We start from the raw sequence: 15,367 nt of genomic DNA, 5'->3' as shown, positions 1-15,367 counted from the left end.
GTCACGGGAGGATTCTGGCTTGAACGATTTGGTCCGCCATCGGCAGATCATCGAATTGTTGCGCGACCGGCCCTTCGCGTCGGTGCGCGAGCTGCAGGAGCGCCTTGGCGTTTCGGCCGCCACGATCCGGCGCGACATCGACAAGATCGACCAGTCCGGCGGCGCCCGGAAGGTCTATGGCGGCATCTCCGCGCTCGACGGCGCCGCCTCGCAGACAACCGCCTTCGCCCGGCCCTATGACGAGAACCGCGACCTCGCCGTCGATGCGAAACGCCAGATCGCCGAGCTGGCATCGACGATGGTGCTGGATGGCGATGCCGTCATCGTCAATGGCGGTTCGACCTGCTACCACCTCGGCGTCAAGCTGGCCGAACGCAACGTCCGCCTGTTCACCAACTCCATGCCGCTGGCCGCCTATCTCGGCGAGCATGGCAAATGCAGTCTGACCATCGCCGGCGGCGAGCTGCACCGCGAGCCGCGCGTCATCTATTCGCCGTCGCAGCCGGCGAACTTCTTCGCCTCGAAGTTCTTTCTCGGCGCGCAGGGCATCAGCCCCGACGGGCTGCTGGAGTCGCATCCGCTGATGGTGCGCGCCATCCAGGAATTGAGCCGCAATGTCGACCAGGTGATCGTGCTGGCCGACAGTCGCAAATTCTCCATCCATGCGCGCCACGTGGCACTGCCGCTTGCGCGTGTCGGCGTCCTGATCACCGATGACGGGCTGTCGGACCAGCATGCCAAGATGCTGGAAGCGGCCGGCGTCGCCCTGCGCATCGCTCCGAACGGCGGGCTGGCCAATGGAGGGGCGGGATGAACGGGGCCCTTGCAGTTTTCGATCTCGGCAAGACCAATTCGAAGCTGTTTGTGTTCGCACCCGACGGTACCCTGCTCGACGAACGCCGCACCAGGCCGGTGTGGAAGGATTTCCGGGGCCGGCATGTGCTGGATGACGAGCGCCTGTTCGCCTGGATGAGCCGCGAGCTCGCCGACGTCGTTGCCATGCATGATGTCGTCGGGCTGATGGTCTCTGCCCATGGCTGTGCCTTCGCGCTGGTGCACGGCGACGAGCTTCTCCATCCGGTGCTGGACTACGAACAGGAGATCCCACCGTCGATCGCGCGCGAGATCGATCCGATGCTGCCGGATTTCTCGGAGACCTACACGCCCTGGCTGCCGCTCGGTTTCTCCATCGCCCGCCACATCTACTGGCTGAAGCAGGAAGAGCCGGCCGCCTTTGCCGATACCGAGGCGATCCTCTGCTATCCGCAATATTGGGGCTGGCGGTTTACCGGCCGCCCGCTGGCGGAATGGTCCTATCTCGGCGCGCACAGCCAGCTGTGGGCACCATTGAAGCGCGATTTCTCCTCGCTGGTCGACCGGCTGGGCTGGCGCGGGAAATTCCCGGAGATACAGCCCGCCGGCGCGGTCATCGGCGAGACGCACGTTGCCCTGTCCGATGGTTCCAGCCGTTCGATCCGCGTCCACAATGGCGTGCACGATTCCAACGCCGCCCTAGCCTATTACCGCATGACCGGCCTGTCGGGCTTCACGCTGGTGTCGACCGGCACCTGGGTCATCATCATCAATCTCGACTGCCCGCTCGACGCGCTCGACCGCGAGCGCGACATGATCGCCAATGTCACGGTCGACGGCGAGCCGGCGCCTTCGCTGCGCTTCATGGGCGGCCGCGAATACGACCTGATCAGCGAAAGCTGGAACCAGCCGATCCCGCAGCAGGCGGTCGAACGCGTGATGGCGCGCGGCGTCTTCGCCCTGCCGTCATGGGCTGCCGGCGGACCGTTTCCGGAAACCAGCGGGCAGATCGTCGGCGGCGATGTCGAGGGTGAGGATCGCGCCGCGGTTGCCGCGCTCTACGTGCTGATGATGACGGACCTGTCGCTGGACCTGATCCGCTCCGACAACCTTCTGGTCGTCGATGGTGGCCTCGCCAAGATCGAGCTCTTGACGGCGATGCTCGCGCAGTTGCGTCCGGGCCAGACCGTCATCCATTCGGAAATGAGCGAAGGCTCCGCCACCGGCGCAGCCGCCCTTGCCTTCAAGGCGCTCGGAACCATGCCGTTCCGCGACGAGACGGTGCCGGTCGCGGCGAGCAGCGTGCCCGGCCTCGAAGCCTATCGCGATCGCTGGCGCGAACTGGCCGGCAATTCTCGGGATGCCGCGCGTGCGGACAAAGCCGCGAAGGAGGCGAGCCGATGACCGCCGCCCCTTATGTCAGCCTGGCCGGCATGTCGAAATCCTTCGTCGGCGTGAAGGCGCTGAAGGATGTCAATTTCGACGTGCGCCCCGGCGAGGTGCATGCGCTGCTCGGCGAGAATGGCGCCGGCAAGTCGACCCTGATCAAGATGATGTCCGGCCTCTATTCGCCCGATGCCGGCACCATCACCGTCGACGGCAAGGAGGTGAAGTTTGCCTCCACGCGTGACGCATCCGCAGCCGGGATTGCCACCGTCTATCAGGAGTTGTTGCTGTTTCCCGAGCTGACCGTCGCGGAGAACGTCTTCCTCGGCAATTATCCGCGCAAGCCGGGAGGCTGGATCGACTGGAGCGAGGTGCGGGCACGCACGCGCGCGCTGCTCGACCAGCTTGACACCTTCGATCTCGATGTCGACGCCAAGGTGCTGACGCTGTCGGTGGCGCAGCGCCAGCGCGTCGAGATCGCCAAGGCGCTTTCGAAGAATGCGCGCATCCTGATCATGGACGAGCCGACCGCCTCGCTGGTGGAATCGGACGTGCAGCGCCTGATGGCGGTGGTGCGGCAGTTGCGCGAGCGCGGCGTCGGCATCGTCTATGTCAGCCACCGCATGCCGGAGATCTTCGCGCTGGCCGACCGCGTCACCGTGCTGCGCGACGGCGGTTATGTCGGCACCCGCGACATCGGCGAGGTCGATGAGGCGCAGCTCGTTTCCATGATGGTCGGTCGGTCGATCGACAGCCTGTTCCCGAAGGCCGACGCCGCCATCGGCGACACGGTGCTGGAGGTGAAGAACCTCAATCACGGCCGTCATGTGCAGGACATCTCCTTTTCCCTGCGGCGTGGAGAGATCCTCGGCGTCGCCGGCCTGGTCGGCAGCGGGCGCACGGAACTCGCGCTCACTCTGTTCGGAATGACGCCCGCGACCTCGGGCGAGATCGCCCTCGAGGGCAGGACGGTCAGCATCACCTCGCCGCGCCAGGCGCGCGACCTCGGCATTGCCTATGTACCCGAGGATCGCGGCCAGCAGGGACTGGTGAAGCAGATGGCGATCCGCAAGAACGTGTCGATGGCCTCGATCGAACGCTTCTCGTCCGGCATCTTCATCAAGGCTGGCGAAGAAGCGCAGCGTGCGCTCGACGCCGTCAAGCGGCTCAGGGTGCGCTGCCGCAACATCGGGCAGCCGGTGGGTGAATTGTCGGGTGGCAACCAGCAGAAGGTGGTGATCGCCAAATGGCTGGAGACCAATCCCAAGGTGCTGATCCTCGATGAGCCGACGCGCGGCGTCGACGTCGGTGCCAAGGCCGAGATCCACACCATCATGGGTGAACTGGTGAAGCAGGGTGTCGCCATCCTGATGATCTCCAGCGAACTGCCGGAAGTGCTCGGCATGAGCGACCGCATCCTGGTGATCAGCGGCGGCCGCCTCACCGGTGAGATCGACAGGGCGGACGCAACGCCCGAACGCGTCGGCATGGCGATGACCATGCATCAGAGCGGGGAGGCGGCCTGATGAGTGCGGTCGTCGATCTCCCTCCAACCCGTCCCGCATCGGCCGCACAACGGCCCGGCTTCCTCCGGCGGCTGTTTGCCGATTACGGCCAGGAACTGGTCGTGCTGGCCGCGATCATAGCGCTGTTCGTGGTGGTGACGATGGTCAACCCGCGTTTCATCAGCGCCAACAACCTGACCACGATCTTCTCCGGCAACGCTTATATCGCCGTTGCCGCCATCGGCATGACCATGGTTATCGTCACCGGCCATATCGACGTGTCGGTCGGCGCGCTGATCGGCGTGCTGGCGACGATCTCGGGTACGCTGGCGGTCGCCGGCTATCCCGTCTGGATCGCCTGGCTGGCGCCGGTGCTGGTCGGCATGACGATCAACGCCTGTATCGGCGCCCTCGTCGCCTATGCGCGCATTCCGTCTATCGTGGTGACTTTAGGCGCCTTGTCGATCATGCGCGGCGGGCTGATCAGCGTCACCGGCGGCACCTGGATAACCAACCTGCCGCCTGACTTCCTGATCGCCCAGAAGAGTGTCCTCGGCCTGCCGGTGCCGCTGGTCTTCATGGTGGTGCTGACCGTGCTTGCAGCACTTTGGATGCGCTACTCGGCCTTCGGGCGTTCGCTTTATGCCATTGGCGGCAACGCGGAAGCGGCACTTGCCACCGGCATCCCTGTCGAGCGCCGCACCGTCGCGGTGTTCGTCATCCATGGCGCCTTCGCGGGGCTGGCGACGATCCTGTTCGCCACGCAGCTTCAGGTGATCCAGTCCACGGTGCCGCCCAATCTCGAACTCACCGTCATCACCGCTGCCGTCATCGGTGGTGTGTCGATCCTCGGCGGTTCGGGTACGGTCATCGGCTCGACGCTGGCGACGATCCTGTTCGCCACGATCGGTTCGGCGCTGATCTTCGTCAACGTTTCGGCCTACTGGCTGCGCGCGGTCATCGGCCTGCTGATCCTGGCGACGGTGCTGGCCGACATGCTGCGCCGGCGCGGCAGGATTTGAAGGAGCAAGGATGAACTGGAAATCCCTGCTCCGCCACGAAACCTTCCTGGCCTTGCTGCTGGTCGCCGTGCTGATCGTGCTGTCGTTCCAGTCCGACCGTTTCTTTACTGTCTCCAACCTGCTCAACCAGGGTCGGCTGATGACGGAGATCGGCCTCATCGCCATCGCCATGACCTTTGTCATCGCGACCGGCGGCATCGATCTCTCCGTGGGTTCGATCCTCGGCCTGACCGCGATCCTGACCGGCGTGTTCTGGCAGAAGCTTGGCCTGCCGCTGCCGGCGGCCGCCGCTGGCGCGATCGCCGTCGGCACGTTTGCCGGTTTCGCCAATGGCGCGATCATCACCCGGTTCAGCGTGCCGCCGCTGATCGCGACGCTGGCGACGCTGGCGCTCTATCGCGGCCTGGCCGAAGGCATCAGCCAGGCGCGTTCGGTGCGCGGCTATCCAGACTGGTTCTACGTGCTCGGCCAGGGCGAGGTGCTGGGCGTACCGACGCAGCTCTGGATCCTGGCCGCGGCGGCGATCATCGCCTCCATCATCCTTGCCTACACGCGCTGGGGCCGCACGGTCTATGCCATCGGCTCCAACGAGGTCGCCAGCCGCTTTTCCGGGCTTTCTGTCGAGAAGACCAAGCTTGCCCTCTACACAGCGTCGGGTTTCGCGGCGGCTCTGGCCGGCGTCATCTTCGTCTCGCGCGTCTCGACCACGCGCTCGGACATGGGCACCGGCATCGAACTCGACGCCATCACCGCCGTGGTGCTTGGCGGCACCTCGATCTTCGGCGGCCGCGGCACGATCGCCGGCACCATGATCGGCCTTTGCCTCATCCAGGCGCTGAAGAACGGTCTGTCGCTCGCCGGTGTGAAGGGCGACGGCACCATCATGCTCATCGGCGCGGTACTCATTCTGGCGATCCTCGCCAGCAACCTCTTCGAGAGGAGCGGCACTCGATAACAAGGGAGAAGCGTCCTTCACTGCCGCTCATCAGTGTCCGGACGAACAATTGGAGGATGAAAATGCGTAATAGAGTGCTCAGCGCACTGCTGGCCTTGTCCTTCTCGACAAGCCTCAGCCATGCCCAATCGGCAGCCTGGACCGGCGGTGACGAATTGCCGACCAACCCGCTCGCCTGCGATGCCACGCCGGCGACGGTCGCGGCCAAGCCTTATGATGGCGGGTCGCCGACCAACGCGCCCGACCGCAAGGGCAAGACGCTGAAGGTCGTCGATGTGCCCAAGCTGGTCGGCATCGGCTATTTCAACGCCACGTCCAAGGGCATCGCCGACGCGGCCAAGGAAATCGGCACGATGGATGCCAAGACCGACGGTCCGAGCAAGGCCAACATCGACGACCAGATCACGCTGATCGACAACTACATCACCAGCGGCGTCGACGGCATCCTGTTCGCCGCCAACGATCCTGTCGCGATCGCGCCGGTGCTGAAGAAGGCGCTTGCCGCCGGCATCAATGTCGTCGGCTACGACGCCAACTCGACGCCGGACGCACGCCAGTGGTTCGTCAACCAGGCCGAGTTCAACGGCATCGCCAAGGCGATGGTCGATTCCATGGCCAAGGAAACCGGCGAGGATGGCGCCTTCGCCATCGTCACCTCGACCTTCACGACCCCGAACCAGGCGCGCTGGATCTCCGAAATGGCGGCCTATCAGGCCAAGTGCCATCCGAAGATGAAGTGGCTGGAGACGGTGGAAGCGCAGGAGGACAACATCCTCTCCTTCAACCAGACCAACACGCTGCTCAACAAATATGGCGACGAGCTGAAGGGTGTCTTCGGCATGACCAGCGTGGCTACGCCGGCAGCGGCGGATGCGGTCACACAGGCCAAGAAGTGCGGCAAGGTCGCCGTCGTGGGCCTCGCCACGCCGAACGCCATGAAGCCCTATGTCGCGGCGGACTGCGTGAAATCGGTGGTGCTGTGGAACCCGGTCGATCTCGGCTATGCCGCCGCCCATGTGCTGCGCGCCGTCGCCGACGGTACGCTGGCGCCTGGGGCGACCTCGGTGAAGGCCGGCAAGCTTGGCGATCTCTCCGTCATCAATGGCTCGGAGATCCTGCTCGGCGCGCCGACCGTCTTCAGCAAGGACAACATCAACAATTTCGATTTCTAGGGGGTGGGGGGACGGGGAGGGCTATTGGATATGAGGCTCCCCTCTCCGTCTCGCCCTTTGGGCGATCCACCTCTCCCCCATTTCATGGGGGCGAGGAACCCAAGCTGGAGATGGCGCCGGCATAACAACCGCGATTCCTCGCCCCTGCCGAAGGCGGGGGAGAGGTGGCTCGGGCAAAGCCCGAGACGGAGAGGGGGCAACCCGGCATGCACGATTGCCCCGAAGTCGATTGGCTTCGACACTGAACTGGAAAGGATCGCGACATGCCTGCGGTCGATTGGCAAGCCGAGCTTGCCGCGCTGAAGACCCTGTCGGCCGATATCGGCAACGATCCCTTGCTGACGCAGGGAGCCGGCGGCAACACGTCGCTGAAAGTCGACGGCACGCTGTGGATCAAGGCATCCGGAACCTGGCTCGCCCATGCGACCGAGCGCGACATCATGGTGCCCGTCGAGATGGCGCCGCTGGTCGCGGCGGTCGAGGCCGTCGATCCCGCCGCCGAACAGGCGCAGCAATTCGTCGTCACGGAACTCAACGGCTCGGGCCTGCGCCCGTCGATCGAAACCACCGTGCATGCGCTGATGCCGCATCGTGTCGTGCTGCATGTCCATTGCGTCGACACGATCGCCTTTGCGGTGCGCAGCGACTGCGCCGAACAGGTCGCTCCCCGCCTTACGGGCCTCAACTGGTCCTGTGTGCCCTATGCACGGCCGGGCCTGCCGTTGGCGCTCGCCATTGCCGAGCACAGCGACAATCGGCCTGATGTGCTGGTCCTGGCCAATCACGGCCTGGTTGTCGGCGGCGAAACGGTGAAGGAGGCTGCGGCGCTGCTGGCCGATGTCAAGGCGAGGTTGCGCATCGTCCCGCGCATGGCAACCACACCCGATCTTGATGAATTGGCCCGGCTGACGGCCGGCTCCGATTACCGGCTGCCGCACTCCGAGGTTGCTCATTGGGTGGCGACCGATCCGCAGAGCGCCGCGCTGGCAGTACGAGGCAGCCTCTATCCGGACCATGTGATCTTCCTCGGCGCCGGTTCAGTCATCGCGAAAGGGAATGAAGATGCCGCTGCGGTGGTGAAGCGTATGGGCGCAGCGCCTGTCGCGATTGTGTTCCCCGGGATCGGCGTTCTCATGCGCGGCGATGCCGTGCCGGGCGCCGACGCCATGGCGCGCTGCCTCGCCGACGTCTTGGCACGCATTCCCGCCGATGCGCCGGTTCGTGTGCTGACCGAAGAGGAACATCGGCAGCTAACTGACTGGGACGCCGAAAAATACCGGCAGGAACTTGCCCGCAGGGCTCAGAAGAAGATCGCCTGATGGATACGCCACTCGCCATTGGCATCGATCTCGGCACGTCCGGCGCTCGCGCCGTGGCGATGACGCCGTCCTTCGATATCGTGGCGCAGGGTGCTGCCCGCCTCACGGAATTCGGGCCCGATCCACGAGATCCAGCAATCTGGTGGAAGGCGGTGGAGCGCGCGCTGGGCGCGGCTCTTGCCGGGATCGACCGGGCCAGCGTGCATGCCATCGCGGTGGATGCGACCTCGGGAACGCTTTTGCCCGTCAGCGGCGACGGTGAGCTGCTCGCCGCACCGCTGATGTACAATGACAAGGTCGAGGAGGATGGGCTGCTGGCGCGTATCCGCGCCGTCATTCCGGCCGAGAGCGGTGCCCATGGCGCCACCTCCGGGCTTGCCAAGGCGCTGCGGTTCCAGTCCGTATCGGGCATCGCCAAGATCCTGCACCAGGCCGACTGGATCGCCGGTCGGCTTGCGGGGCATTTCGGCACCACCGACGAGAACAACGCGCTGAAGACCGGCTACGATCCCGTCGAAAGGCTCTGGCCTGAATGGATCGCCGCGACGGGCCTCGACACAGATTTGCTGCCGCGCGTGGTGGCACCCGGCGCACCGGTGGAGACCATCGCACCGGCGATGGCCAAGGCATTCGGCCTCGGCGAAGAGGTAGTGATCGTTGCAGGCACGACCGACGGCTGTGCTTCCTTCCTGGCGACCGGCGCCGATCGGCCGGGCGATGGCGTCACGGCGCTGGGCTCCACGCTGACGCTGAAGCTGCTGTGCGACCGGCCGATCTTCGCGCCGGACTACGGCGTCTACAGCCATCGCATCAACGGCATGTGGCTGGCCGGCGGCGCTTCCAACACAGGCGGCAAGGTGCTCTCGCATTTCTTCTCCTCCGACGAGATCGTGCGGCTGTCGGCCAGGATCGATCCGACGGTTCCGACCGGGCTGGATTTTTATCCATTGCTGGAGCCGGGCGAACGCTTCCCCGTCTTCGATCCCGCCTTTGCGCCAAGGCTGACGTCACGACCCAAAGACGATACCGATTTCCTGAAAGCGATGTTCGAAGGCATGGCGGCCATCGAAAGACTTGGCTTCGCCCGTCTTGCCGAGCTTGGCGCCGACCCGCTCCGTTCGGTGCGCAGCGTCGGCGGCGGCGCTGCAAATCCGCAATGGAGCGCGATACGGCAACGCGAGCTGCAGGTTCCGTTCCTGCCCGCCCGGTCCACCGAAGCGGCGGCGGGCGCCGCACGGCTTGCTCTGGGCGGTCTTCAGGCCGTGGGGGACCTGTAATGGAGCTTTCCGGCATCCGCGACCTCGCCGAGCGGTTCGATGTCTTCATCCTCGACCAGTTCGGCGTGCTGCATGACGGCACAGCACCCTATCCCGGCGCGGTCGAGACGCTGGTGCGGCTGAAACAGGCCGGCAAGTCGACCTTGCTGCTCTCCAATTCGGGCAAGCGTTCCGCGCCCAATGAGACGCGGCTGGAGAAGCTTGGTTTCATTCCCGGAAGCTGGGATCATTTCCTGTCTTCCGGCGAAGTCGCCTGGCAGAGCCTGCGCGGCTCGCTTGCCGATGGGAAGACGGTGCGCTGCCTGCTTGTGGCGCGCGACGGCGATCGTTCCGCGGTTGAAGGGCTACCGCTGACGCTGGTCGACAATGGATCGGACGCCGACATCGTCCTGCTTGCGGCCAGCGAAGGCGACCGCTTCGACCTCGACCACTACCGCCGCCTGCTCGAACCCGCGGCGGCGCGCGGCGTGGTGTGCCTTTGCACCAATCCCGACAAGATCATGCTGACGTCGGTCGGTCCGCGCTTCGGTGCGGGGGCAATCGCCGAGCTCTATGTCGAACTCGGCGGGCCGGTGACCTGGATCGGCAAGCCGTTTGCCGAGATTTATGCGGCTGCGCTCAAGGTGCTGGGCAATCCCGATCGTGCGCGCGTCGTCTGCGTGGGCGACAGCATCGAGCACGACATCGCCGGCGGGCGAGGGGCTGGGTTGAGCACCGCGCTGGTGACGACGGGCATCCTCGAGACCGCGACCGCTGCCGAGAAACAACAGCTTTATGCCGAGCACGGCGCGACGCCCAATTTCCTGCTGCGCGCTTTCGTATGGTGAGGCTGATGCACGCACTCAATTGTTTTGGATCGTCGACGCTGCCCCTCACCTGCCTGCCGGCATCCATACCGGGGCGAGCCACGGGTCTCGCCCGTCCTTCGGACCCCCGTGAACGGGGAGAGGGACGCTTCCACCGAGGGTTTCGCCAATTGCCTGCGTTGCAGGACGAGCACCGTCGCTGCGGCCAGCCTCCTTCTCCCCGTTTACGGGGAGAAGTGCCCGGCAGGGCGATGAGGGGCAGCGCCGACGATCGCGCAAAAAAAATGCGCACGCTGAGGTGAGGAGGAGGAAGACGATATGGAAACGGTGATCGCGGGTGATGTCGTCGAACAGAGCAACGCCGCGCGCAGGAAAGCGCTCGACGCAGACTATGCGGTCCTCGGCGAACAGCTCGATCGGCGCGGCATCTCCATCGATGCGATCCTGAAGAAAGTCGAGGCCTTCGGCGTGGCGATCCCGTCCTGGGGTGTCGGCACCGGCGGCACACGCTTTGCCCGCTTCCCGGGTCCTGGCGAACCGCGCGACGTCTTCGACAAGATCGAGGATTGCGCCGTCATCAGCCAGCTGACGCGGGCGACCCCGACCGTCTCGCTGCACATCCCCTGGGACAAGGCCGATCCGAACCGTCTCAAGCAGGCGGCCTCGCGTTTCGGTCTCGGCTTCGATGCGATGAATTCCAACACCTTCTCGGACGCTGAGGGCCAGAAGCATTCCTACAAGTTCGGTTCGCTGTCGCATGCCGATGCCGGGGCGCGCCGGCAGGCCGTCGAGCACAATCTCGAATGCATCGAGATCGGCAGGACCATCGGTTCCAAGGCGCTGACGGTATGGATCGGCGACGGTTCGAACTTCCCCGGCCAGGTCAATTTCGCGCGCGCCTTCGAACGCTATCTCGATGCCATGAAGGCGATCTATGCCGAGCTGCCGCAGGACTGGCGCCTGTTCACCGAGCACAAGATGTATGAGCCGGCTTTCTATTCCACCGTCGTGCAGGACTGGGGCACCAATTACATCATCGCCAGGGAACTCGGCGACAAGGCCTATTGCCTGGTCGATCTCGGCCACCATGCGCCCAATGTGAACATCGAGATGATCGTCTCCCGGCTGATCCAGTTCGGCAAACTGGGCGGCTTCCACTTCAACGATTCCAAATATGGCGACGACGACCTCGATGCCGGCTCGATCGACCCCTACCGGCTGTTCCTCGTCTTCAACGAACTGGTCGATGCCGAGCTAAATGGTGCGCGAGACTTCCAGCCGGCGCACATGCTCGACCAGAGCCACAACGTCACCGATCCGATCGAGAGCCTGATGCTGTCGGCCATCGAGGTGCAGCGCGCCTATGCGGCGGCGCTGCTGGTCGACCGCAAGGCGCTGGAAGGCTTCCAGGAGACGAACGATGCGCTGATGGCGACACAGACGCTGAAGGCCGCCTACCGCACCGATGTCGAGCCGATCCTGGCCATGGCGCGCCTGAACCGGGGCGGCGCCATTGATCCGATCACGGCCTATCGCGCCAGCGGCTATCGGGCGAAGGTCGCGGCCGAGCGGCCGGCCGTCTCGGCCGCCGGCGGCGGCATCGTTTGAGCCGGAGAGGTTGCCATGCCCGAACGCATTGCCTTCCGAATGGTGCTCAATCCCGGCCAGGCCGCCGAGTACAGGAAGCGGCACGACGCGATCTGGCCGGAACTGCGAGAGGCGCTGCGCAAGGCCGGCGTCTCCGACTATTCGATCTGGCTGGACCCGGAGACCAACCATCTGTTCGCGACGCTGGTGCGGGCCGACGATCACGCCATGGACGCGCTGCCGCAGACCGAGGTCAACCGCCGCTGGTGGGACTTCATGGCCGACATCATGCAGGTCACCGACCGCAACGAACCGCTGGTGGTGCCGCTGCAGCAGGTTTTTCATCTGGAGTAGACAATGAGTGACAAGACGCTGCGCAAGGAGATGGTGTCGATCTGCCGTCGCATGAATTCCAGCGGCATCAACCAGGGCACGGCCGGCAATCTCTCGGTGCGCTCAGGCGACGGCTTTCTGATCACCCCGTCCGGACTGCCCTACGAAACCATGGAGGCCGACGACATCGTGTCGATGGATTTCGACGGCCGTTATGTCGGCCGCATGCCGTCCTCGGAATGGCGTTTCCATCGCGATATCCTCACCCACCGCCAGGACGTCAATGTCGTGCTGCATTGTCATTCGGTGCATGCCACCACGCTGGCCTGCCATCACAAGACGATCCCGGCCTTCCACTACATGACCGGCGTTGCCGGCGGCTCGACGATCCGCTGCGCGAAATACGCCACCTTCGGCACACAGGCGCTGTCCGACCATGCGCTGGTTGCGCTCGAGGATCGCCTCGCCTGCCTGCTCGGCCAGCACGGCCAGATATCGCTCGGTAAGACACTGGAGGCGGCCCTGTGGCTGGCGATCGAGGTGGAGACGCTGTCGCACATGTATGTCCAGGCGCTCCTGCTCGGCGAGCCGCCGATCCTGCCCGAGGACGAGATGGTTCGCGTCATCGAACAGATGCGCCGCATGAGCTACGGCCTGGCGCCCAATGAGGAAGGCCGGGGGCGGTAGGGAATAGGGGAATAGGAGAATAGGAGAATAGGGGAATAGGGGAATAGGGGAATAGGGGAATAGGGGAATAGGGGAATAGGGGAATAGGGGAATAGGGGAATAGGGATCATGTTACTCCCTTACTCCCTTACTCCCTTACTCCCTTACTCCCTTACCTATTCCCTCACTTCGGCGGCTGCAGGAACCTCGCCACCATAGTGGTGATGAGCTTGCGGCTTTCCTCGAAGTCGATGTCGGAGGCCATCAGCGGCAGCATGGGCGCGGCGTCGAGGATCGCCACCAGCACCGCGCTCGTATGCCCCGGATCGAGGTCGGGATCGACCTCACCGCGTGCCTGTCCCGCCTTCAGGGTCTTTGCCAGAAGCGCGCGGATGCCGTCGGTATTGTCCATCAGGATGGCGTGGATCTTCTCGTTGCGGCCCGCTTCGGCCAGCAGTTCGAACAGGATGCGACAGTGGGAAAGAGCATCCCAGCCCTTCATGCTCCAGAGTTCCGAGAGCAGCACGGTCGCCGTGCTTGCGCCTTCCTCGTGGCCGTTGAAATGGCCATGGAGTTGCGCCAGGTAGTCGTTGGCCATCTCCTCGACGATGGCCTCCTTGCTTGGAAAATAGTGATAGAGATGGCCCGGGCTGATCCCGGCCTCCTTGCAGATCATCGAGATCGACGCGCCCTGCAACCCGTGGCGTAGGAAGCAGCGATGCGCCGCCGCCAGGATTTCCTGCCGTTTCCCTTCATGCTGTTCGTGAACGAGCTTGCGTGCCATCGGCTCCCCGAAAAATCTTAGAACGATCGCTCTATTATATCTTGACGTCGTCGCGATGATAAATAGAGTGATCGCTCAATCTATTATGGAAAGGCTGCCGCGTCCAGTTCCTGACGAGGCGACGCCAGCCTTTTCCACGAGGTGTGAATGAAGAGAAGGCTTCCATTCCGACGGCGCTGAGCCGCAGATTTCCCAGGAGACATCGTCCATGAATGATCCCGTTACATCGGCCGCTTCGGCCGAACCCTTGAACGCGCCCGTAGCACAGGCGAGTGGTTGGTCCGACCTGTTGTCCGGCAGGCATCTAGCCATCGTGCTGGTGATGGCCAGCGGCGTTCTGCTTTATGCGATGAACATCTACTTCACCGCCGCACTCATGCCCTCCATCGTCGCCGACATCGGCGGGCAGCAATATTATGCCTGGGTGACGACCGGCTTTGTCATCGCCGCCATCATTGCCTCGCTTTTCGTCAGCCGCATTCTCGACAGCAAGGGCCCGGCACTGGCCTATGTGATCGCCTTCGTCATCTTTGCCGTCGGCGGTGCAGCCAATGCCGCAAGCCCGACGATGGAGCTGTTGCTCGTTGCGCGGGTCATGCAGGGTCTGGGTGGCGGCCTGCTGGCGGGGCTCGGTTATGCGGTCATCCGCGCGGCGCTGCCGGATCGGCACTGGGCGCGGGCGACCGGCGTCGTCTCGGCCATGTGGGGCGTCGGCACCCTGGTCGGCCCGGTGCTCGGCGGCGTCTTCGCGGAGTTCGGGCTCTGGCGCTGGTCCTATGGCGCGCTGGCGGTGTTCGCGCTGCTGTTTGCGATCGTCGCGCAACGCTCATTCGCCGGCAAAGCGGGCTCCGGCCAGCATGCGCCCGTGCCCGTCGCCTCGCTCATTCCGCTGATCCTGGCCATCGTCGCCGTCAGCCTCAGCGCCATCGTGCCGATCGGCTGGCCGACCTTTGCGGCGGTCGCCATCGGCCTTATCCTGCTCTTTCTGTTCGTCATGGTCGAGCGCCGCTCGCACAACACGCTGCTGCCACGCTTGACCTATCGCCGCGGCAACACGCTGAAATGGGTCTATCTCACCGTCGCGGCGCTCAGTGCCGGCGTGATGGTGGAAAACTTCATCCCGTTCTTCGGCCAGCAGCTCGCCGGACTGAGCCCGGTGGTCGCCGGACTGCTCGGCGCGGTGCTCTCGCTGGCCTGGGTCATCGCCCAGCTTTTCATCGTCTCGGTCTCGTCCGAAACGGCACGCCGTCGCGCCATCCGGTTCGGTCCGCTGCTTTTGACGGCAGGGCTGATCGCCTACGGCCTGCTGCAGGCGGAAGGCGCCGACCTGACGACGGCTGCCATCTGGGCGGGGGTGCTTGCGCTGGCCGGCATCGGCATCGGCCTTGCCTGGCCGCTGCTCGGCGTTGCCGCGATGAGCAGCACCACCGATCCCGCCGAAGGCGGCAAGGCTGCTGCTGCGATCACCATCACGCAGCTCATCGCTTTCTCGATCACCTCGGCGCTCGCCGGCACGCTGATGGCGGCAGGCGGAGATTCGGTCGTCGATGCGGCGCGTTATGTCAGCCTCGGCATCGCGCTGCTCACGCTTCTCGGCATCTTCGCCGCCGGGATCGCAACGCGAAAGCATGGGTGAGGCAAAGCCCTGCAACAGCAACTCCGGTCGCCGCAGATCATCTGCGGCGGCCGGTTTTGTGTTCCCGGGAGGCTGGCCGCTCCGCCGCATAAAGATACCTGTCGAC

14 protein-coding genes are annotated in these 15,367 nt (G+C 64.8%); 13 read left to right on the top strand and 1 reads right to left on the bottom strand.

The features are described 5' to 3' along the window. Window positions 1–19 precede the first annotated feature (19 nt). The 12 genes from AO692_RS22895 to AO692_RS22840 all read left to right on the top strand — a co-directional run bounded on the left by AO692_RS22895 (window position 20) and on the right by AO692_RS22840 (window position 12,862). The gene (locus AO692_RS22895) at window positions 20–814 is read left to right on the top strand and encodes a DeoR/GlpR family DNA-binding transcription regulator (RefSeq protein ID WP_054312343.1); all 795 of its coding nucleotides are present in this window, start codon (window positions 20–22) and stop codon (window positions 812–814) included. Then, a complete protein-coding gene (locus AO692_RS22890; protein WP_054312342.1) occupies window positions 811–2,217 on the top strand; it encodes a carbohydrate kinase in 1,407 nt (468 codons plus the stop codon). The genes AO692_RS22895 and AO692_RS22890 overlap by 4 nt, the downstream gene beginning before the upstream one ends. Then, a complete protein-coding gene (locus AO692_RS22885) occupies window positions 2,214–3,725 on the top strand; it encodes a sugar ABC transporter ATP-binding protein (RefSeq protein WP_054312341.1) in 1,512 nt (503 codons plus the stop codon). Before AO692_RS22890 ends, AO692_RS22885 begins: the two co-directional genes overlap by 4 nt. Next, window positions 3,725–4,726: an ABC transporter permease gene (locus AO692_RS22880; RefSeq protein WP_054312340.1), complete on the top strand. Its 1,002-nt coding sequence runs from the start codon at window positions 3,725–3,727 to the stop codon at window positions 4,724–4,726. Before AO692_RS22885 ends, AO692_RS22880 begins: the two co-directional genes overlap by 1 nt. A gap of 10 nt (window positions 4,727–4,736) precedes the next feature. Beyond that, window positions 4,737–5,681, top strand: a complete 945-nt coding sequence (locus tag AO692_RS22875) for an ABC transporter permease (protein WP_054312339.1) — start codon at window positions 4,737–4,739, stop codon at window positions 5,679–5,681. Window positions 5,682–5,743: 62 nt separating this feature from the next. Then, the gene (locus tag AO692_RS22870) at window positions 5,744–6,853 is read left to right on the top strand and encodes a substrate-binding domain-containing protein (protein WP_054312338.1); all 1,110 of its coding nucleotides are present in this window, start codon (window positions 5,744–5,746) and stop codon (window positions 6,851–6,853) included. A gap of 263 nt (window positions 6,854–7,116) precedes the next feature. After that, on the top strand, window positions 7,117–8,172 hold the full coding sequence (locus AO692_RS22865; RefSeq protein ID WP_054312337.1) for a class II aldolase/adducin family protein: 1,056 nt from the start codon (window positions 7,117–7,119) through the stop codon (window positions 8,170–8,172). Further along, the gene (locus AO692_RS22860) at window positions 8,172–9,449 is read left to right on the top strand and encodes an FGGY-family carbohydrate kinase (RefSeq protein WP_054312336.1); all 1,278 of its coding nucleotides are present in this window, start codon (window positions 8,172–8,174) and stop codon (window positions 9,447–9,449) included. Before AO692_RS22865 ends, AO692_RS22860 begins: the two co-directional genes overlap by 1 nt. Next, window positions 9,449–10,276: a TIGR01459 family HAD-type hydrolase gene (locus AO692_RS22855; RefSeq protein WP_054312335.1), complete on the top strand. Its 828-nt coding sequence runs from the start codon at window positions 9,449–9,451 to the stop codon at window positions 10,274–10,276. Before AO692_RS22860 ends, AO692_RS22855 begins: the two co-directional genes overlap by 1 nt. A gap of 297 nt (window positions 10,277–10,573) precedes the next feature. After that, window positions 10,574–11,863, top strand: coding sequence for an L-rhamnose catabolism isomerase (gene rhaI / locus AO692_RS22850; protein ID WP_054312334.1), 1,290 nt, complete (start codon window positions 10,574–10,576; stop codon window positions 11,861–11,863). Between the two features lie 15 nt (window positions 11,864–11,878). Beyond that, window positions 11,879–12,196, top strand: a complete 318-nt coding sequence (gene rhaM / locus AO692_RS33410) for an L-rhamnose mutarotase (RefSeq protein WP_054312333.1) — start codon at window positions 11,879–11,881, stop codon at window positions 12,194–12,196. A gap of 3 nt (window positions 12,197–12,199) precedes the next feature. Then, a complete protein-coding gene (locus AO692_RS22840; protein WP_054312332.1) occupies window positions 12,200–12,862 on the top strand; it encodes a class II aldolase/adducin family protein in 663 nt (220 codons plus the stop codon). A gap of 163 nt (window positions 12,863–13,025) precedes the next feature. Here the strand turns inward: AO692_RS22840 and AO692_RS22835 are convergent, their stop codons facing one another. Then, entirely contained in the window at window positions 13,026–13,625 is a 600-nt protein-coding gene (locus AO692_RS22835) for a TetR/AcrR family transcriptional regulator (RefSeq protein WP_054312331.1), read from the bottom strand. A 208-nt stretch (window positions 13,626–13,833) separates the two neighbouring features. Here AO692_RS22835 and AO692_RS22830 point away from each other — a divergent pair, with 208 nt between their 5' ends. Continuing rightward, window positions 13,834–15,261 (top strand): MFS transporter, encoded by a 1,428-nt coding sequence (locus AO692_RS22830; RefSeq protein ID WP_054312330.1) that lies wholly within the window; start codon window positions 13,834–13,836, stop codon window positions 15,259–15,261. The last annotated feature ends 106 nt before the right edge of the window (window positions 15,262–15,367 follow it).

This window comes from Mesorhizobium sp. 1M-11 (genome assembly GCF_001303895.1).
Classification (GTDB): domain Bacteria; phylum Pseudomonadota; class Alphaproteobacteria; order Rhizobiales; family Rhizobiaceae; genus Mesorhizobium.
The sequence above is the reverse complement of the archived record's forward strand: the minus strand, read 5'-3'. Positions and strand labels throughout refer to the sequence as shown.

Bases quoted from the DNA above. Each gene is read 5' to 3' on its own strand.
- AO692_RS22890 (WP_054312342.1), top strand. From the start codon at position 811: ATGAACGGGGCCCTTGCAGTTTTCGATCTCGGCAAGACCAATTCGAAG.
- AO692_RS22885 (WP_054312341.1), top strand. From the start codon at position 2,214: ATGACCGCCGCCCCTTATGTCAGCCTGGCCGGCATGTCGAAATCCTTC.
- AO692_RS22880 (WP_054312340.1), top strand. From the start codon at position 3,725: ATGAGTGCGGTCGTCGATCTCCCTCCAACCCGTCCCGCATCGGCCGCA.
- AO692_RS22875 (WP_054312339.1), top strand. From the start codon at position 4,737: ATGAACTGGAAATCCCTGCTCCGCCACGAAACCTTCCTGGCCTTGCTG.
- AO692_RS22870 (WP_054312338.1), top strand. From the start codon at position 5,744: ATGCGTAATAGAGTGCTCAGCGCACTGCTGGCCTTGTCCTTCTCGACA.
- AO692_RS22865 (WP_054312337.1), top strand. From the start codon at position 7,117: ATGCCTGCGGTCGATTGGCAAGCCGAGCTTGCCGCGCTGAAGACCCTG.
- AO692_RS22860 (WP_054312336.1), top strand. From the start codon at position 8,172: ATGGATACGCCACTCGCCATTGGCATCGATCTCGGCACGTCCGGCGCT.
- AO692_RS22855 (WP_054312335.1), top strand. From the start codon at position 9,449: ATGGAGCTTTCCGGCATCCGCGACCTCGCCGAGCGGTTCGATGTCTTC.
- rhaI (WP_054312334.1), top strand. From the start codon at position 10,574: ATGGAAACGGTGATCGCGGGTGATGTCGTCGAACAGAGCAACGCCGCG.
- rhaM (WP_054312333.1), top strand. From the start codon at position 11,879: ATGCCCGAACGCATTGCCTTCCGAATGGTGCTCAATCCCGGCCAGGCC.
- AO692_RS22840 (WP_054312332.1), top strand. From the start codon at position 12,200: ATGAGTGACAAGACGCTGCGCAAGGAGATGGTGTCGATCTGCCGTCGC.
- AO692_RS22835 (WP_054312331.1), bottom strand. From the start codon at position 13,625: ATGGCACGCAAGCTCGTTCACGAACAGCATGAAGGGAAACGGCAGGAA.
- AO692_RS22830 (WP_054312330.1), top strand. From the start codon at position 13,834: ATGAATGATCCCGTTACATCGGCCGCTTCGGCCGAACCCTTGAACGCG.